Consider the following 17,744-nt stretch of genomic DNA (forward strand, 5'->3'; position numbering starts at 1 on the left):
GGGTCAGTAGCGGGCGGTGAGTTCGATGCCGTAGGTGCGCGGCTCGGCGGGAATGAACGTCGGATAGCCGAAACCGCCGCCGGTATTGCCGGCATCGAGGAGGTAGCGCTTGTCGGTCAGGTTGCGGGCGTAACCCGCGATCTCGAACCGGTCGTTCGCGAAGGACACGCCGCCGCGCACGTTCACCAGCGTTACCGGGCCCTGGCTGATGGGTTCGCTGTTGGGCAGTTCGAAGTAGATCTTGCTGCGGTAGGTGACGCTGGGCGCCAGGAACACGCGCGCGCTTTCGGTGACCGGGGCATTCAGCATGAAGCCCGCCGACCATTGCCACTTGGGCTGCAGGCGGAACTGGTTGCCGGCATAGACCCCGTTCGATGCCTTGTCGTCCACCCCGCCGCTGATGAAGCCGAAGTTGCCGAAGGCGCGCAGCCATTCGGTGAAGCGAGCCTCGATCTCGCCTTCGACGCCGAGGTTGGCGGCGGAACCGGCACTCTCGGTCCGCGTCACGCCGGTCGCGGCATCGACGATGGTCACCTGGAAGTTGCTGTAGTCGTCATAGTAGACGCCTAGCGAACCGGAGAACATGCCGACGGTGCCCTTGATGCCTGCTTCGTAGTTCCAGACCTTTTCCGCCGGGATCAGGTCAAGCGCGGGCACCGGGCCCGGCGCCGCCGAAAGCTGGACCACCGGCGAGCGGCGCCCTTCCGAGACGGTCGCGTAGAGGTTCAGGGTGGGTGTGATGTGATAGAGCACGTTGAAGCGCGGCAGCAGCGCTTCGTAGGACCGCTCGGCGTAGAAGAAGTCTCCGCCGGTGTTGGCCAGCGGCAGCAGCGGGACGCCGGCCAGCACCGAGTTGGGCTGATAGGCGCCGTAGCCCGACTTGCGTTTCTCGATCAGCACGCGCGCGCCCGCCGTCAGTTCCAGCTCCGGGGTCGGCTTCCAGGTCGCATCGCCGAACATGGACCAGGACTGGTTGCGACCCTTGTTCTCGAACCAGCTTGCATAGGGTACCGCGCTCAGCAGGCCGCCGGTCGCCAGCCCGGTCGCCAACGATGCCGGGACGGTATTGTCGGGAGCGACGCAGCCGAGGCCGGGAATGATGTTCAGCGTGCATTGCAGGTAGGTTCCCTCCTCGGTCGAGAAGGGCACGTTCTGGTAGCTGTCCTCGATGAAATAGTTCCACCCGAACGAGGCGCGCCACTGGTCGTCGCTGTAGGTGAAACGGCCTTCATGGCTGGCTTCCCAGCCCTTGGCGTGTTCCGCGAACTCCAGGTACCAGGCGGCGGAACCGTCCGCGTCGAACACTTCCAGCGCGTCGAAATCGCGATAGCCGTTGACGGTGGTGAAGTTCCATCCGTCGGCGAAGTCCCAGCTCGCGGTGAAGTTCACGTCGTAGACGTCGCGGTGCAGGCCCAGCTTGCTGGCGCCGAGCACCTGCGCCGAATAGGGCGAGCCGCCGAGATAGGCAGGGCCGTAGACGCCGTCCACGGCGGTGGAGCCCAGCGCCTTGCTGAGGAACGGCGTGCCCGAATTGCGCTGCCGGTCGTAGGTGACGATCAGGTCTGCGGTGAAATCGCTTGTCGGCGTGAAGCGCAGCGATCCGCGCAGGCCGAGCTGGTCCTGCGCGTAGAGATCTTCCTGACCGGGCGCGAGATTGGGGACGTAGCCGTCCCGCTTCTTCCACTGCCAGGCGACGCGGCCCGCCAGCACGTCGCTCCCGGCGTTCACATAGCCTTCGAGCTTGTAAGCGTCGTAGTTGCCGTATCCGCCGGTCAGCTGCGCCGATACGCCTGCCTTCGGCTTGGTCGAGATCAGGCTGATTGCGCCGATCGTCGCGGCCGTGCCGAACAGCGTTGCCTGCGGGCCCTTGAGGACCTCGATGCGCTCCAGATCGTAGAGGCCCTGATAGGCCCCGCGCGAGCGGGAGATGTCCACGCCGTTGTAGTAGAGCGTTACGCGCGGCGCCTGCTGCGCCGAACCACTGTCGGAGGTGATGCCGCGAATGACGAAGCCGGGGTTGTTGGCGCTTTGCACCTGTACGTTGAGGCCGGGGACGTAGTTCGACAGATCGCCGAGATCCGTCACGCCCAGTTCGCGCATGCGCTCGCCGGATTCGACCGTCATCGTAAGGGGTACGTCGACGGCGCGCTGCCTGTACTTTTGCGCGGTGACGATGATCGAGCTGGAATCGTCCCCGGCACTGTCCGCTTGCGCCTCGGCCGCCGGAGCTTCTTCCGCGAAAGCCGCCGAATGGCCCCCGGCGAGGATGGAGCCTGCCATGAGACCTGCGAACAAAGTGCTTCGTTTCAACGCTGTATCCTTGGGAATCGAGTTTTCCGACGCAAGCCGGGGTAGGGGCGCGCGATGACGTTTCAATGTCGCTTTTCGGTAAACCCGGCGTTCCGGCAGTGCCCGCGTCAGTGCGCGAAAATCCAGTCGACCGCCGCTGCCAGGTCGTCGGCCACGTGCGTCGGCGGCGGGTCGATATGCCCTTCGGCGCCCGGCTGGTACTTTCCGGTTCGCACCAGTATGCCCGACAGTCCGGCCGCCATGGCGCCCGCGACGTCGCTCTCCACGTCGTCGCCGATCATGAGCGCGTCCCGGGCGGCGCATCCCATGCTGGCCAGGGCGGCATGGAAGAAGCCGGGCTCCGGCTTGCCGATCACGGTGGCTTTGCGCCTGCTGGCGAATTCCAGCGCCGCCACGAAAGGGCCGGCATCGAGGCTCAGCCCGCCGTCCTCGTCGCGAAAGCTGCGGTTGTATCCCAGTGCCAGGAACTCTGCGCCGTCCTCGAGTGCGCGAAACGCACTGTTCAGCGCCTCGTAGGTGAAACCGTCCCCGGCATCGCCGATCACCAGCGCGGTGCTCTGTCCCGATAGCGGAAGGCCTTCGAAGTCCTCTTCAAGTGCCGGGGCGACCAGCAGCCGGGCGACATGGCCGCGTTCGGCAAGCAGGCGCCGGGCGGCGAGGGCGGGGGTGAACAGTTCGTCTTCTTCCACGACCAGCCCCATCCTGGCGAGGTTCCTGCAAAGGCCGCGGTGCGGCGTTCGTGTCGTGTTGGTCAGGAAGCGCACGCCGATCCCCGCCTTGCGCAGCCGGTCGATGGCCTCGATCGCGCCGGGTAACGGGGCATCGCCGACATAGACCACCCCGCCAAGGTCGAGGAGCGCTCCCCTGAAGGCGGCCATTCACGTTCTCCTGCGGCGGCGGTGCGATCGCATCGGCTTTCCCGCGCATTCTAGAAGAATACGGCGCGTCATCCAAGGCCAGCCCGCAGGTGTCGGATATTTAGCACTTTGTTCGTTTCTTATAGCCATGCTATCGTTTCTTACTCGGACATAACCGGGACAGAGGATGACATGACGAGCGAAGCCAACAAGCAGGTGGCGCTAAAATTCATTCACGCCATGAGCGAGGGCGATGCAGCGGGGCAGGCGGAGTGCCTCGCGCCCGACGCATTCACGGTGACCAAGGGCTTCGCGCAGGTATCGGGAACGCGCAACCGCGAAACCATGCTGGCGACGGTCGAAGCCTTCAAGGAAATCCTCCCGACGGGTTTTCGCCCGAAGTTCGAGAAGGTCGTGGCCGAAGGCGACACGGTGGTCGTCGAGTGGGAGGGCGACGCCGTGCTCAGCAACGGCGTGCCCTATGCCAATCAGTATGTCTTCATTTTCAGCTTCGAGAACGGCAGGATCAGGCAGCTTAACGAATACTTCTGCACCGTTCTGGCCGACAGCACGATCCTTCCCCTGCTGGCGGAAAAGAGCGCGGAAATGGCGCACGGGAACTGACCGGAAAGGCGCCGCTCGGGACCGTCCGGTCAGGGCCGAGGGGTCAGGTGAAGGCGACTTCTTTGCCCTGCCGTGCGAAGGGAACCCGGCGCAGTACCATGGTGCGGTAGTCGGGCGTCAGCACGGTATCGACCGCCACGAAAGTCGCCACGCCCTGCTCGCGCGTGAATTCGACGCGGACGTAGCCCTGATGCATGTTGTCGGTCCAGGTGACCTCGGGAATGTGCTCGGCATAGACCTTGTCGAGCGCGCGGGCGGTGGTATCGCCAAAGCCGCTGTCCACGAAATCGCCGGGTGAGGAAATGCCCGCCGTGCCGAACTCGATGCCCGCCGAACGACCCGCGTCGTCGGCAAGGCGGTTGGCCCAGAAGCTGTGGCTGTCACCCGACAGGAACACCAGATCGCCCGCGCCGGCCTTGCGGGAGAGGTCGTAGAGCCGCTCGCGCGCCCAGGGATAGCCGCCCCAGGCGTCGGTGTAGTCGGGCAGGTTGTACTTGCCCTTCCAGGCGATGGCGACGGCGGGATCTGCGGACAGCTTGGCCAGCTCTTCCCTGGACTTCGCCGCGGCCAGCCTTGCCGACGGATCGGGGACCACGCCCAGCTTGACGACATCGGGCACTTCTACCCGGCCGATCACCATCGGGCAGCCGATGATCCGCCAGGGCTGGCCCTGCTCGACCGAGCGGGAAAGGGCGGCGGAAAGGTCGGCTTCGCATTCGGCCGAGAGAATGGGCCGGTTCGGCGCGCCGAGCACCTCCTTCTTGAAGCGCTCCGCCGAAGCGGCATCGGTGATGGTCTCGGCATAATCCACGTATTCGATCTGCTTTGCGCGCGCGGTGTGGCGCGTTTCGATCGTGTGCAGCGTGGCAAGGTCGCCGAAGCTGTATCCGCGCCAGAACTGCATGCGGGTGCGCCCCCTGGCCTTGAGCCATTCGGGCTCGCGCACCGGCATCCATTCGAAATAGGCTCGGATCGAGGCGGCGCGGCGCGTGGCCCAGTCGCCTTCGGTATCCGGCTGGTGGTTCTGCGCGCCGCCGGTCCAGGGGTTGTTGGCGCTCTCGTGATCGTCCCAGCAGGCGAGCAGGGAGTGGTTCGCATGCATGGCCTGCGCGCCGGCATCGGTCTTGTACTGCGCGTGGCGGGTGCGGTAGTCGGTGAGCGAGACGATCTCGTGCAGCGGGGCCTGCACGCGGCCGATCTTCTGCGCGATGTCCGCGCCCCAGCCGTCCTTGCCGCCGTATTCGTAGATGTAGTCGCCGGTGTGCAGCACGAAGTCGACATCGGCGTCGCGCGCGATCGCGTCATAGGCATTGAAGTAGCCGAACGCATAGTTCGAGCAGCTTGCCAGCGCGATGCCGAGCCGGTCCAGCCGGCCGTCGGGCAGCGTGCGCGCGCGGCCGAGCGGCGAGACGGCATCACCCATGCGGAAACGGTAGTAGTACATACCGCCGGGCGCCAGACCTTCGGCCAGCACCTTGACCGTGTGGTCGCGATCGGCATCGGTCTTGAACGGCCCGGTCTTGAGCACTTTCGCGAAGTCGGGCGTCGCGCTCAGTTCCCAGGTGCCTTCGACGGGGCCTTCGGCGGTCACGCGCGTCCACAGGACGATGCTGGTCGCGTCCGGATCGCCGCTGGCGACGCCGTGGCGGAAGGTCGGATTGGCGGGTGCCACCTGCGCCAGCACGGAGGAAGGCATCGCCAGAAAGGCCGCGCTTCCGGCCATGCCGGCCAGCAGGGCGCGGCGGGATACTTCGGCGTGGTGAAATGGGCGGGTCATAGTCTGGACTCCTGTCGGCCTGTCCGTGTCCGGCGCGCGATCCGTGCCGCGCCGGTGTGGCATTTGTCTGAAAAAGGAATGCGGGCCGGCTTTGGACACCGACCCGCTTTCCGAACACTCCCCCATGAGTGTCTGCGATGTGCCGATCAGAAGTCGGCGGTAACCGTGAACACCGTCGTGCGCCGCGCGCCGATCCAGGCGTAGTTGCCCGAGATGCCGCCGAGGTAGTCCTCGTTGGTGAGGTTGTTGACGGTCAGGTTGAACTCGAGCGCTTTGAGCGCCTTGCTCAGAGCCTCGCCCTTCACGCTGACGTTGAGGTCGGTGAGGAAGTAGTTTTGCGCGACCCAGCTGTTGTCGGAATTAACGAAGCGGTCGCCGGTGTACTTGCCGGTCACGCCCACGGAGACCGGGCCGTACCGGTAGTTGCCGGACAGGACCCACATGTGCTTCGGGATGCCCGCGACGCGATTACCGGCGATCGCATTGATCCCATCGATGATGTCCTTATCGTCATCGGTACCCGCAATAAGATCCTTGGTTCCGCGATACGTGGCATCGATGTAGGTATAGGCGGCGTAGAGGTTGAGCCCGGCCGTCGGACGGACATTGGCGAGCAGTTCGAAGCCTTCGGAGTCGATGCCGCCAACGTTGAAGAACTTGCCGTCACCCTCGCCGAGGTAGTCGATGCCGTCTACCCCGCTGTTCGAGACAAACAGCACCTGGTTGGAGAACTTGGCCTTGAACCAGGTGGCCGAGGCATTGAACCAGCCGTTCTCGTAACGCATGCCGGCTTCCCAGTTTTCCGAGGTTTCCGGCTTGAGTTGGGAAAGGTCGGCATTGCCGAACTCCAGCACCGCATCGGTAAGCGCCTTGAAGTTCTCGGCATAGCCGCCGAACACGTTGAGGCCCGCCATCGGTTCGATCTGGATGCCGCCCGAGAGCAGCACATCGGACGTCGACTTGAACTTAGTGTCGGGGGTCTGGCCGAACAGGTCGATGCGTTCGACATGGTTGACGAACTGCTTGGCGCCGAAGTTGGCCGTGACCGGGCCGAACTCGACCGTATCCTGCACGTACCACTTGAAGGTGTCCTGCGGATACTTGCGGCTGTACTGCGTCCAGTAGGGCATGGAGTCGTATGCCGGGCCGACGGTCGTGTCGGTCACGTTGTGCCAGTCGCGCCATTCCTGACGATTGGTGTCCTCGTACCACAGGCCGCCGCGCAGGGTGTTCTGCACCATGCCGAGATCGGCCTTCCACGAGGCATCCAGCGTGCCGCCGGTGCGGTCCTTGCGGTAGTGCGTGTGGCGGTACGACTGGGCGCCGATCGCACCGGCAGGGTAGCAGGCGGGGTTGAAATTGGGATCAACAAGCGGGCTGACGCAGTCGGCCGCCGGAGCCAGTTGCCGGCCGCTGGCATCGACGAAATAGTAGCGCGGCGGGACAGTGGAACCGGGCGGAAGTGTACTCCACCAAGCCTGATAGCCGTTTGAATGGCTGCTGCCCGAAAGCTCGCTTTCGGGGTTCGTGCCGTCGTTGATGGTATCGACGATATAGGGCGGGGCCCAGTCACCGCGTCCGGCCATGTCATGGTAGTAGGCCGCGGCCTTGATATCGAGCGAGTCGAACAGCGTGGTTTCGGCCTTCAGGTAGCCGAGGAAGTTCTTGCGCAGCGTCGACCAGACGCGGCGGTAGTTCTGGTCGAGCACCGGAACGCCGGTCCACGTGCCGCCCAGAGCGTCGTTATGCGGGTTCGCCGCGTACTGATCCTGGGTGTACATCTGGTCGTAGTTGTCTTCGTGCGCGTCATCGTAGCTGACATAGCCGGTCAGCCTGACCGGCATGTCGATGATGAACTTGCCGGCGAAGTTGTCGCGGTGGTTCTGCGCCGAACCTTCCATCCAGTCGGTGGCTTCCTGGTGCGAGTAGGAAATCCAGGCCTTGGCGGTGTCGTTCAGGAACAGGCCGGTGTCGAAACGGCCGTAGTAGCGGCGGGCCTCATAGTCGCCGACCGAGCCGGACAGCCGCACGCGCATGTCGTCGATCGGGTCGGAGGTCACGAAGTTGAGCGTGCCGCCCAGCGCCTCGTTCGACAACGAGCCGATGTCCGAGGTGCCCTGCGAAACCTCGACGGTGCGGATGTTCATCGTGTCGATGAAGCGGTTGGCCTTCGAGCCGCCACCGTAGTTCGAACCGCCGTTGGGCAGGCCGTCGATGGTGATGCCGACCTGCTGCTGGTCGAGGTTGGTCTGGAAGCCGCGGATCGAGAAGGCGGTCGACCAGTCGTCGAAACCGAAGGCGTCGCCTTCCTGAACCTGCACGCCGGGCAGGGTGTTGGCGATGTCGAGGACCGAGGAGACCGGCGACTTGTCCGCGATCAGTTCCTCGCTCAGCGCCGAGTTGTTGTAAGTCGTGCGCGTACCGGTGACGACGATGGCTTCCGCGTCGCTGCTGCCGGCCGCGTCGGCTGCGGCGTCTTCGGCCATGGCGGGCGAAGCCACGGCGATGGCGGCGAGGCATGTGCCCAGGATGCAGGCACGGCGGATAGTCTGGATTCGCATTTTGGACCCCCTGATTGAGAATTTTGTTTCGGGGGCCATCTGGTCCTGTTTTCTGACGTGCTGTGGTCAGTTCAGAGGCAGTTTGCAGTCAGTACAAAGACACTACGATGTTGATTTGACGACTTTTAAATGTCTGTAAAATGACGAATGTTGCGGCCGGTGCGCCCATTCCCGGCCGGGGCGGAGGCGTTCGGCCGTCTTTCGTGTCATGACGTGTGCAATGCCGCATGCGCGATGACGGGGCGGGCTGGATGTGCCGCATCAGCTTTCAGCCAGTGAGACTTTCCCAAGCGCCTTGCCGGGCTTCCATGCGCATCCCGTCGATGAAGGCCCGAACCGCGGGCATGGCGGCGCGGCTGGAATGGTAGAGAAGCTGGACAGGGACAGGCAGGGGCATGTCGTCGGCGAGCAGGCGGACCAACTGCCCGGAGCGTAGCTGCTCCGCCACCTGATAGCTGAGGACATTGGCAATTCCGACGCCCGCCTCGGCCGCCGCGATCTTGGCGGAGACATGGTCGACCGTGAGGCGGGGGGTGTAGGGGATGCGGGTCTCGCCATTGGGGGCGAAGCGCCAGGCCTTGTCGTAGCGCACGCCCGTGCCGCCGATGCATTCGTGGTGGACAAGATCGGCGGGGCTGCGCGGCGTGCCGCGGCGCTCCAGATAGTCCGGGCTGGCGACAAGAGTCTGGCGGACCTTGCCGAGCCGGACGGTCATCAGGCTGCTGTCGGTGAGTTCGCCGATTCGTACCGCAACGTCGATGCCTTCCTCGACGATGCGGACGTTGCGGTCGATCAGCATCATGCGCGCCGAAAGGCCGCCATGTTCGGCAAGCAGGCGTGCGATCACCGGCAACACGTGAAGCCTTCCAAACATGACCGGTGCAGTGACGTGAAGTTCGCCCTGGGGGGCAGACGCACCACCCATCACCAAGTGTTCCGCATCGCGCAAATCGGACAACAGGCCGCGCGCCCGTTCCAGCAGCGCGGCACCCTCGTGCGAAAGCGAGACGCTGCGGGTCGAGCGGTGGAACAGCGATACGCCGAGATGGGCTTCGAGCGCGGCAACGGTGCGGGTCGCTTTCGCGGGCGAGATGCCGAGCGCGCGTGCGGCAGCCGTGAAACTGCGGTGATCGGCCACCGCCACGAAGGCCGACAGGGCTTCAAACCGGTCCATTATAATTTCACTTTTTGCAATAGAGATTCATAAAATTGGATGATTATCACGATTTATGGTGTTCGGTAAGAGACGTCGCCATGACGGCAAACTTCGTTCGATCCATGCTTGGCGATGAAGCGCGGGCCCTGCAGGTGCAGGATGGTTCCCGCGCCGCCTACGCGGCCATGGAAAGCCGGGCCGACGGGCTGGGCGATCCGCTCGGCGCGCGCGAGAGGGAATTCATCGCGGCGCGTGACAGTTTCTACATGGCCAGCGTCACGCAGGATGGCTGGCCCTATGTCCAGCATCGCGGTGGTCCCAAAGGCTTCCTGAAGGTGCTGGATGAAAGGCACATCGGCTTCGCGGACTTCCGGGGCAACCGGCAGTTCATGTCGGCGGGCAATGTCGCCCGGAACGACCGCGTCGCGCTTATCCTGGTCGATTACCCGGCGCGCCGCCGCCTCAAGCTGATCGGTCATGCCCGCCGCGAGGCGGCCGAGCAGGTCCTGGACCTCATGCCGGAAGATTATGCGGCCATGCCTTGGGGAGCCTTTGTGATCGAGGTGGCCGCGTTTGACTGGAACTGCCCGCAACACATTACGCCGCGCTGGACGGCGGAAGATCTCATGCACATGCGAAAGGATGGAAAATGGCCGGAAGTCTGACACAGGGAGCCCACCACATCGGGCTGGTTGTACGCGATCTCGACGAGGCGCGCGGATTTTTCTGCGACGCGCTGGGCTTCGAACAGGTCGGCGCGGTGCCTGACTATCCCGCGCTCTTCGTTTCCGATGGGACGACCCTGCTGACCTTGTGGCGCGCGGCCGATCCGCAAACGGCCAATGCCTTCGACCGCCACGGCAATATCGGGCTTCATCACCTCGCCCTGCGTGTCGCCGACGATGTCGCTCTGGACGGTGTTCACGACAGGGTGAAGGGCTATCCCGGAACCACGGTCGAATTCGCACCGGAACCGATCCGTGAAGGTGCGTCGACCCGGCATTTCATCTGCACGATGCCCGGCGGTATCCGCATCGAATTCGCCACGCCGTTCGCCTGAATGCAGGAGTCATCGTCCATGTCACGTCCTCCATATCCGCCATTCGGGCGCGAGGCTGCCAGGCAGAAGGTTCGCGCCGCTGAAGATGGCTGGAACAGCCGCGATCCGGCGCGGGTGGCGCTGGCCTATACGCCCGACAGTATCTGGCGCAATCGCAACGCGTTCCTGCAGGGGCGTGCCGAGATCGAGGCGTTCCTGACACGAAAGTGGCAGCATGAACGCGAGTATCGCCTGATCAAGGAGCTGTGGGCGTGTGAGGGCAACCGCATTGCCGTGCGCTTCGCCTATGAATGGCATGACGGTGACGGGCAGTGGTGGCGCAGCTACGGCAATGAGAACTGGCAGTTTGCGCCCAACGGCCTGATGGAGCGGCGCATCGCCAGTATCAATGACGTGCCGATCAATTCGTCCGACCGGTTGTTTCACTGGCCTGCGGGCGCGCGTCCGGCAGACCATCCGGGGCTTTCCGACCTGGGGCTCTGAGCCCGTTCCTTGCGCTGCCTTGTCGCCCTTACCGCGCCGCGCCGGCGGGCGGGCAGAGCGCACCTTTCAGGAACAGGCGCGTGCGGTAGGCGATCTGGCGGTCGAAGTCGTCGGGCGACATCTGGCCCCACAGGGCTAGCTGCACCGAGCCTTCGACAACGAGGATCAGGAACGATGCCGCGGCGTCGCGGGCATCGGGAACGCTGTCCGCATCCGGACGCAGGCGCCGCGCGAGCAGGTCGGTAAGATAGCCCAGCGTCGGCTCGGCCGTGCGTTCCCAGAGATACTGCGCCACCTCGGGGCTGCGGAACACTTCGGTGTTGGCGATGCGCACCAGACGCATGCCGGACTTCTTCTTGATGTTGGAAACCCACAGCCGGGCGACCGCGACCAGCGTGGCTTCCAGATCCTCGCATTCCTGATCGCGCAACCGCTCGACCGGGATGATCCACTGGTCGATGGCGCGCTGGAGTGCGGCCTTGAACAGCGTCTCCTTGTCACCGTAGCGTGAATAGATCGTGCGCCGCGACATGCCGACATCGGCGCAGATGGTGTCTATCGTCGTGGCATCGAAGCCATGGTCGAGGAACAGGTCCAGCGAGCGATCGAGCAGTTCCTCGTTGCGCTGCTCGATCATCTCGCGCGTGGGGCGGCCGCGCCTGCGCCCGTCGGGTCGCGGCTTTTGCGTCGGCTTGCCGCTGAAGAGTCTGGTGGGTTCTCTCGCTTCCATGATCCCCGACTAGAACAAGGCCTCGCTCCCTGTCATCCCGCAATGTCGACGTCGGCATAGCCTGCCAGCATTGCCGGGTCGGGCAGCGGCATCTGCAGGTAGATGTCGAGGTGGCGGATCTTGCCCGCATCGTCGAATTCATAGACTGAAAGCGAGTTCACCGCGTTCTGCATGCCGCCCATCGTCGTGCGCTCTTCCAGTTCGAGCAGGACGAGGTTGCCCTTTTCGGTCACGCGCTTGAACGAGCATTCCCAGTCGGCGGTCGGCGCCCAGCCGGTCAGGAAATCGCGGTACGTCGGCCAGTCCATCACTTCCTTGAAATTGCCGACCCGTTCGAATGCATTGGTATCGAGAAAGGCGCCGATCTCGTTCCAGCGGGCGGAATCGAAGCCGGGCTGCTTGGCGGCATCGACCAGCGCCTTGGTGGTCTGGCCGTATTCCATCGCCTTGCGCGAGAGACCGGTGTAGTCGCCGATCACGTCTTCCATTTCGTACATCTGCATGGCTTGGCTTCTCCGTCAGGCGGCGTGGTTGGCAAGATAGCGGTCGAGCACCGAGTGGAACCGGGCGATGCTCAGCTCCTCGTGGATCAGCGACATGTGATCGAGCCCCCTGTTGCGCAGGCCCTGCTGCTGGCGCGGCATCTGCTCGTAGTCCTGCTGCAGCGCGAGGAAGTAGGGGTAGCTGCCCGGCTCGGTCACCTCGACCGGCTCGGCGCGGTACTGCGCGCGCACCGGCTCGGGCAGCCACATGTAGGCGGTGACGTGCCACACGCACTTGTTGGGATCGCCGCTGGGGTGCGGGTAGGCCATGATCGTCGTCGCCTCGCCGGCGCGGATCGTCATGAAGAAATTGGGGAACAGGAACCAGCCCTGGTTGTCGCTCATCTGGTCGTCGCTGAGCGCGCTGACGTCGAGCCCCTTGGTCGTCAGCGTCTCGCGCGTGGCCTGCTGGAGCAGGGTGCGCACAGTGACGCCCTCAGGAAAGGAGAGGGTGCCTTCCGCATCGCGATACGCGGCGACCAGTTCCTCGAAACGGGGCAGGACTTCGGTGACGGTCGGGAAAGTGCCGGGCAGGCTGCGGATGCCCTCGACCTGTTCCTCCAGCGAGCATTCCGCCGTGCGCTTCACTTCGAAGGGGGAGACCGCCATGCCGTGGTCGCCGAAGAAGCCGTGGCGGCTGTTGCCGGCTTCGAGGTCGATCACCGAGAGCAGTTCGGGATGGACGCCGATGATGTGGTAGCCTTCGGAAAAGGCGTCGATCACGACCTTCCAGTTGCAGTCGAGCGCCTCGCGCACGTCCATGCCGACCGGGGTCATCTCGTCCAGCTTGTAGGCCGAAAGCCGCGCCATGACTTCGGCACCGAGGAACGCGGCGAGGGGCTTGGCGTCCTTGTCGGGATTGAGGAAGATGAAGCCCGCGAAGGTATCCACCGGCACTTCCACCAGTCCGTGCGCGTGCTTGTCGATGTCTCCCACCAGATCGGGACGGGCAACCGCGAGCAGCTTGCCGTCGAGGCCATAGGTCCACAAGTGATAGGGGCAGGTGAAGCGGCCGGAATGGCCCTTTTTCTCGGCGCACAGGATGTTGCCGCGATGGCGGCAGGCATTGATGAAGCCCCGGATCACGCCGTCCTTGCCGCGCACGATCAGGTAGGATTGGTCGAACAGGGTATAGACCTTCCAGTCGCCGCCCTCGGGAAGTTCGTCGGCACGCCCGACGATCTGCCAGACCTTGCTCCAGATCTGCTCGCGCTCGCGTTCCTGAACCTCCGGCGAGGTGTAGCGGTCGGTACCGATCCGCCAGTTGAACGCTGAAAATTCTATCTCGCCGAATGGCCTTACGGCCGATTGCTCATTCATGGTCGAACCCTCTCCACGGTCCTTGTCTGTCATCGCTGTCTAGGCTGATTCGCCATTTCAAACAATAATAAATGTAATGATGCATTCTCTTTAATACGGAGGGTCGGACACAGCCCTCAGGAAATACCGGAAATGCCGGAAAACCCTATGCGCACACGATCTTCGGTTGCACGCGGGCGCTGGGTCGCTAGTGCCTTCGGGAGAGGTTTTGGGGCTCCGCATGCCGTTACGCTCATCGACGATCCTGGCGCTTGCGCTGATAGTGATCCTGTTCGCGATCGCGGCGACGGTCGAATCGCGCCGTCCGGCATTCGACCGGCGGCCGCGCCTGCGCCAATGGGCCTATACGCTGGCGCTGGGCGTCTATTGTTCGAGCTGGACGTTCTACGGCGCGGTGGGAACCGCCGCGCGCGAAGGGTGGAACTATCTGCCGATCTATGCCGCGCCGATCCTGCTCCTGCTGGCCGCGCCGCGTTTCCTCTCGCGGCTGACCAAGGCCGTCGCCGCGGAAAAGGCGGTCACCGTCTCCGACTTCATCGCCGCGCGCTTCGGGCACGACATCGTCGTCGCCCGGCTCGTGACCGTGACCGCGCTGCTGGGCACGATCCCCTATATCGCGCTGCAGTTGCGCTCGATCGGCAGCGCCATGTCGATCGTCTCGGCCCGTCCTGTGACGGAACCCGTGATGATGGTCGCTGCGCTGCTGCTGGCGCTGTTCGCGATCCTGTTCGGCGCGCGCCGCTATGAACTGGCCGGGCGCGCCGAGGGGCTCGTCTATGCGATCGGGCTGGATTCGCTGTTCAAGCTGCTGGCGCTGGGGGCGGTCGCGGCGCTGGCCTGCGTGCTTTTGCTGAATGCCGAGCCAGGCAGCGTCGCCAGGGGCTGGGACATCGTCGGTGAACGCTTCGGTCCCGGCCACCTGTCGATGGAATTCGCCGTCATCACGTTGATTTCGGCCATGGCCATCATCGCCCTGCCGCGCCAGTTCTACATGGCTCTGGTCGAGGCGCGTGAACCGGAAGATCTGGTGCGCGCACGCTTCGGTCTTGCTGGCTATGTCGGACTCATGGCCGTTCTGGTGCTGCCCATCGCGCTGGCCGGCAGTGCGCTGCTGCCGGCCTCTGTCGGGCCTGACCGATACGTGTTGCAACTGCCAGAGAGCGGCGGGAGCACTTTCGTGCTGGCGGCCGCGCTGCTCGGCGGCGTCGGGGCCGCGGCGTCGATGGCGATCATCGAGGCCACTGCGCTGGCCACCATGGTGTCCAACGATCTGGTCTTTCCCTCGGTTTTCGAAAGTGGCCTGTCCCGCCAGTCGGGCAAGATGGGCCGGCGCATGCTCGGCGTCAGGCGGATGGCCATTTTCGCCATCATGGCGCTGGCGCTGATCTGGGCGCTGCTTGTCTCTTCGGAAAATTCGCTGGCCTCGATCGGCCTCATCGCCTTTGCCGCGATGGCGCAGTTCACGCCGCACCTGCTGTTCGCCACTTATGGCGTGGGGCGTGATCACATTGCCGCGCGGGCCAGCCTGGCGACGGGAATGGCGCTCTGGCTCTATACGTTGGCCCTGCCGCCGATCCTGCCGCCGGACTGGCTGGCCGCTCTGGCCGGGACGCCGTTCGACCCGTTGCGCCTGCTCGGGATCGGCAAGGCGACGCCGCTGGTCCATGGCGTGTTCTGGAGCCTTGGCTGCAACCTTGCCGTCTATGGCCTGGTCGCCGCGCGCGGGATCAAGGCGCCGGTGCTGCCCGGGTTCAAACGGGGACGCCACCGGGTTACCGATCTTGCCGATCTGGTTGCGCTGACGGCGAGCTTCGTCGGGGAAGAGCGCGCGCGCGAGGAATTTCCCGAGGCCCGCGAGGGCATGGCGCTTGACCGCGCTTCCGCCCGGCGCGCGGAAGACCTGATTGCGCGCGTGGTCGGCGCTTCTTCGGCGCGCGCGCTGATCGCCTCCGCGCTCGAGGGCGGAACGATGCCGCTGCCCGACGTTGCCCGGCTGATCGACGAAGGCGGGCGCTCCTTGCGCTTTTCGCAAAAGCTGCTGGCCGCGACCTTCGAGAACCTCGATGCCGGCATCAGCGTCATCGATGCCGATCTCAACCTCATCGCCTGGAACAGCCGCTACGAGGCGCTGTTCGATTATCCGCCCGGCATGCTGCGGATCGGCGCGCCGATTGCCGAACTGATCCGCTACAACGTCCTGCACGGCGATTTCGGCGGCGGCGATCCCGAACACCACGTCGAGAAACGCCTCGACCATTTCCGGCGCGGGAGCGAATACAGCTTCGAGCGCCTGCGCCGCGACGGTCGGGTGATCAAGACCACCGGCGGTCCGATGCCGGGCGGCGGATATGTCACCAGCTTCACCGACATCACCGAGGATGCCCGTGTCCGCGAGGAGCTGCGCCGGACGCTGGAAAACCTCGAACAGCGCGTGGCCGAACGCACGCGTGAACTGAGCGAGGCCAACCGGCGGCTGGCCAAGGCCGATCGTGACAAGACACGCTTCCTCGCTGCCGCCAGCCATGACCTGTTGCAGCCGCTGCACGCGGCGCGCCTGTTCACCGCCGCGCTCGAACGCGATGTCGCGGCCGGGGAGCGCCCGCTTGTCGAGCGCGTCGAGAACGCGATTGCCGCGGCCGAGGATCTGCTGCGCGCGCTGCTCGACATCAGCAAGCTCGATGCCGGCGGTGTCGAGGCGCGGCCCGAACCGCTCGTGCTCGGCCCGTTCCTGACCGACCTTGCCGAAGGCTTCCGCCCCATGGCCGAGAGCAAGGGGCTGGAGCTGAGGCTGGGGGCGATGCCGGGGCGTGTGCACACCGATCCCGGCCTGCTGCGTTCGGTGATCCAGAACTTCCTCGCCAATGCCGTGCGCTATAGCGAGCGCGGCGGCGTGCTGTTGGGCGTGCGGCGGCGCGGGGAGGGGGTGCGGATCGACGTGGTGGATACCGGCGTGGGCGTCGATCCCGAGCATATCGAGACAATCTTCGACGAATTCACGCGGCTGGGCACTGTCGAGGCGGAAGGTCTGGGCCTTGGCCTTGCGCTGTCCGAACGGATCGCGCGGCTGCTGGGCGGCACGATTTCGGTGCATTCGGTTCCGGGCAAGGGCAGCCGCTTCAGCCTCTATCTGCCGGCGATCCCCGATGTGGCCGATACCGGAGAGGGGGTGAGTGCGCCCACTCCGGCAAGGGCGATGCCGTCATCGCTCGACGTGCTGGTGGTCGATAACGATCCGCGCATTGTCGAGGCCAGCATTGCCCTGCTCGAACGGCTCGGTCACCGTGCCGTGGGCGCGGCCAGCATTGCCGAGGCGCTGCCTTACAGCCGGAAAGTGGATGCCGTGCTTGCCGACTACCGGCTCGACAACGGCGAGGACGGGATCAGCCTGATTTCCGCGATGCGCGCCGAGGCCCCGGGCCTTGCCGCCGTCATCATCAGCGCCGAGGACGGACCCGAGGTGCGCGAGCAGGCTGCCGCGATCGGCGTGAACGTGCTCGCCAAGCCCGCCTCTGCCGCGAATATCGAGGCGTTCCTTGCCGGTCTGTCAGTGTTGCAGGTCGAGCCCTAGCGAGCGGGCGACCAGCGCAGCCTGTGTGCGGTTCGAGACATCGAGCTTGCGCATGATCGCGGTCATGTGCGCTTTCACCGTGGCCTCGGTAATGCCCAGCGAATGGGCGATCTGCTTGTTGAGCTGGCCGTCGAGCACCGCGAGCAGGACCTTGAGCTGGGTGGGCGTGAGGTTGGCCACGTCATGCCGGATCGTGTCGATCTGCGCTTCGCGCTCGCCCGAGCCCGTGGCGGCCTTGCCGCCCAGCGCATCGCGGATGGCGGCCTCGATGTCGGCAAGGTCGCTGTCCTTGCGCAGGAAGCCGATCGCGCCGAAGGCCCGTGCCTCTTCCGCCGCACTGGTGCCATCCGCGCTCGACACGACGAGAATGGGGACCGAGGGGCGTTCGGCATGGAGCAGGGCGATCCCCGAATAGCCCACCGCGCCCGGCATCTTGAGGTCGAGCAGGATCAGCCGCAGGTCGTCCGCTTCCACTGCGGCATGGGCGGCGGCAGAAAGCGTGCCCGCTTCACGCAACTGAGCGTTGGGCAGCACCCGTTGCACCGCCAGGGCAAGCGCCTGGCGGAACAGCGGGTGGTCGTCTGCAATCAGGATCGTATCGGTCAAGCCTCTCTCATCACGCGTCGGCCGGCTGCGGCCTGTTGGCGATGAGGTTATCGACGACGGAGGGATCCGCAAGTGTGGAAGTGTCACCGAGGTTGGAGAAATCGTTCTCGCCGATCTTCCTGAGGATGCGGCGCATGATCTTGCCCGAGC

General features: G+C 65.0%; 14 protein-coding genes. 5 read left to right on the top strand and 9 right to left on the bottom strand.

Features of this window, described 5'->3' with window-relative positions; genetic code table 11:
* Nucleotides 1–3: 3 nt before the first annotated feature.
* Both NZK81_RS18510 and NZK81_RS18515 read right to left on the bottom strand, forming a co-directional pair.
* Nucleotides 4–2,280 carry a TonB-dependent receptor gene (locus tag NZK81_RS18510; protein WP_260047574.1) on the bottom strand — a complete coding sequence of 759 codons (2,277 nt, stop codon included), beginning with the start codon at nt 2,278–2,280 and terminating at the stop codon, nt 4–6.
* Nucleotides 2,281–2,417: 137 nt separating this feature from the next.
* Complete coding sequence (locus tag NZK81_RS18515) at nt 2,418–3,188, bottom strand: TIGR01458 family HAD-type hydrolase (RefSeq protein ID WP_260047575.1); 771 nt, start codon at nt 3,186–3,188, stop codon at nt 2,418–2,420.
* Nucleotides 3,189–3,359: 171 nt separating this feature from the next.
* On the opposite strand from NZK81_RS18515, the gene NZK81_RS18520 reads away from it, so the two are divergent.
* Nucleotides 3,360–3,791, top strand: coding sequence for a nuclear transport factor 2 family protein (locus tag NZK81_RS18520; RefSeq protein ID WP_260047576.1), 432 nt, complete (start codon nt 3,360–3,362; stop codon nt 3,789–3,791).
* 43 nt (nt 3,792–3,834) lie between these two features.
* On the opposite strand, the gene NZK81_RS18525 is transcribed toward NZK81_RS18520, so the two are convergent.
* The 3 genes from NZK81_RS18525 to NZK81_RS18535 form a co-directional block, all read right to left on the bottom strand.
* Nucleotides 3,835–5,568: an alkaline phosphatase D family protein gene (locus NZK81_RS18525; protein ID WP_260047577.1), complete on the bottom strand. Its 1,734-nt coding sequence runs from the start codon at nt 5,566–5,568 to the stop codon at nt 3,835–3,837.
* A gap of 146 nt (nt 5,569–5,714) precedes the next feature.
* A complete protein-coding gene (locus NZK81_RS18530; protein WP_260047578.1) occupies nt 5,715–8,129 on the bottom strand; it encodes a TonB-dependent receptor in 2,415 nt (804 codons plus the stop codon).
* A gap of 268 nt (nt 8,130–8,397) precedes the next feature.
* Nucleotides 8,398–9,303 (bottom strand): LysR family transcriptional regulator, encoded by a 906-nt coding sequence (locus NZK81_RS18535; RefSeq protein ID WP_260047579.1) that lies wholly within the window; start codon nt 9,301–9,303, stop codon nt 8,398–8,400.
* An 80-nt stretch (nt 9,304–9,383) separates the two neighbouring features.
* Here NZK81_RS18535 and NZK81_RS18540 point away from each other — a divergent pair, with 80 nt between their 5' ends.
* The 3 genes from NZK81_RS18540 to NZK81_RS18550 are packed head-to-tail and all read left to right on the top strand — an operon-like array spanning nt 9,384 to nt 10,828.
* Nucleotides 9,384–9,950, top strand: coding sequence for a pyridoxamine 5'-phosphate oxidase family protein (locus tag NZK81_RS18540; protein ID WP_260047580.1), 567 nt, complete (start codon nt 9,384–9,386; stop codon nt 9,948–9,950).
* A complete protein-coding gene (locus NZK81_RS18545) occupies nt 9,935–10,345 on the top strand; it encodes a VOC family protein (protein ID WP_260047581.1) in 411 nt (136 codons plus the stop codon). Before NZK81_RS18540 ends, NZK81_RS18545 begins: the two co-directional genes overlap by 16 nt.
* An 18-nt stretch (nt 10,346–10,363) precedes the next feature.
* The gene (locus tag NZK81_RS18550; protein WP_260047582.1) at nt 10,364–10,828 is read left to right on the top strand and encodes a nuclear transport factor 2 family protein; all 465 of its coding nucleotides are present in this window, start codon (nt 10,364–10,366) and stop codon (nt 10,826–10,828) included.
* Between the two features lie 28 nt (nt 10,829–10,856).
* Here the strand turns inward: NZK81_RS18550 and NZK81_RS18555 are convergent, their stop codons facing one another.
* From NZK81_RS18555 to NZK81_RS18565, 3 genes are read right to left on the bottom strand one after another with little or no spacing between them, the layout of a single operon-like run.
* On the bottom strand, nt 10,857–11,558 hold the full coding sequence (locus tag NZK81_RS18555; RefSeq protein WP_260047583.1) for a TetR/AcrR family transcriptional regulator: 702 nt from the start codon (nt 11,556–11,558) through the stop codon (nt 10,857–10,859).
* A gap of 32 nt (nt 11,559–11,590) precedes the next feature.
* A complete protein-coding gene (locus NZK81_RS18560) occupies nt 11,591–12,061 on the bottom strand; it encodes a hypothetical protein (protein ID WP_260047584.1) in 471 nt (156 codons plus the stop codon).
* Nucleotides 12,062–12,076: 15 nt separating this feature from the next.
* Nucleotides 12,077–13,420 (bottom strand): aromatic ring-hydroxylating oxygenase subunit alpha, encoded by a 1,344-nt coding sequence (locus NZK81_RS18565; protein WP_260047585.1) that lies wholly within the window; start codon nt 13,418–13,420, stop codon nt 12,077–12,079.
* A gap of 220 nt (nt 13,421–13,640) precedes the next feature.
* Between NZK81_RS18565 and NZK81_RS18570 the strand changes: the two genes are divergently transcribed.
* Nucleotides 13,641–16,988, top strand: coding sequence for a hybrid sensor histidine kinase/response regulator (locus NZK81_RS18570; RefSeq protein ID WP_260047586.1), 3,348 nt, complete (start codon nt 13,641–13,643; stop codon nt 16,986–16,988).
* Here the strand turns inward: NZK81_RS18570 and NZK81_RS18575 are convergent.
* Nucleotides 16,965–17,594, bottom strand: a complete 630-nt coding sequence (locus tag NZK81_RS18575; RefSeq protein WP_260047587.1) for a LuxR C-terminal-related transcriptional regulator — start codon at nt 17,592–17,594, stop codon at nt 16,965–16,967. The two genes, NZK81_RS18570 and NZK81_RS18575, sit on opposite strands and share 24 nt — an antisense overlap.
* Nucleotides 17,595–17,744 lie beyond the last annotated feature (150 nt).

Origin of the sequence: Novosphingobium mangrovisedimenti (genome assembly GCF_025153475.1) — a bacterium.
GTDB classification, from domain to species: domain Bacteria; phylum Pseudomonadota; class Alphaproteobacteria; order Sphingomonadales; family Sphingomonadaceae; genus Novosphingobium; species Novosphingobium mangrovi_A.

Coding starts and splice junctions, on each gene's coding strand:
- NZK81_RS18540 (WP_260047580.1), top strand. CDS start 9,384: ATGACGGCAAACTTCGTTCGATCCATGCTTGGCGATGAAGCGCGGGCC.
- NZK81_RS18565 (WP_260047585.1), bottom strand. CDS start 13,420: ATGAATGAGCAATCGGCCGTAAGGCCATTCGGCGAGATAGAATTTTCA.
- NZK81_RS18545 (WP_260047581.1), top strand. CDS start 9,935: ATGGCCGGAAGTCTGACACAGGGAGCCCACCACATCGGGCTGGTTGTA.
- NZK81_RS18510 (WP_260047574.1), bottom strand. CDS start 2,280: ATGGCAGGCTCCATCCTCGCCGGGGGCCATTCGGCGGCTTTCGCGGAA.
- NZK81_RS18555 (WP_260047583.1), bottom strand. CDS start 11,558: ATGGAAGCGAGAGAACCCACCAGACTCTTCAGCGGCAAGCCGACGCAA.
- NZK81_RS18530 (WP_260047578.1), bottom strand. CDS start 8,129: ATGCGAATCCAGACTATCCGCCGTGCCTGCATCCTGGGCACATGCCTC.
- NZK81_RS18520 (WP_260047576.1), top strand. CDS start 3,360: ATGACGAGCGAAGCCAACAAGCAGGTGGCGCTAAAATTCATTCACGCC.
- NZK81_RS18570 (WP_260047586.1), top strand. CDS start 13,641: ATGCCGTTACGCTCATCGACGATCCTGGCGCTTGCGCTGATAGTGATC.
- NZK81_RS18515 (WP_260047575.1), bottom strand. CDS start 3,188: ATGGCCGCCTTCAGGGGAGCGCTCCTCGACCTTGGCGGGGTGGTCTAT.
- NZK81_RS18560 (WP_260047584.1), bottom strand. CDS start 12,061: ATGCAGATGTACGAAATGGAAGACGTGATCGGCGACTACACCGGTCTC.
- NZK81_RS18550 (WP_260047582.1), top strand. CDS start 10,364: ATGTCACGTCCTCCATATCCGCCATTCGGGCGCGAGGCTGCCAGGCAG.
- NZK81_RS18535 (WP_260047579.1), bottom strand. CDS start 9,303: ATGGACCGGTTTGAAGCCCTGTCGGCCTTCGTGGCGGTGGCCGATCAC.
- NZK81_RS18525 (WP_260047577.1), bottom strand. CDS start 5,568: ATGACCCGCCCATTTCACCACGCCGAAGTATCCCGCCGCGCCCTGCTG.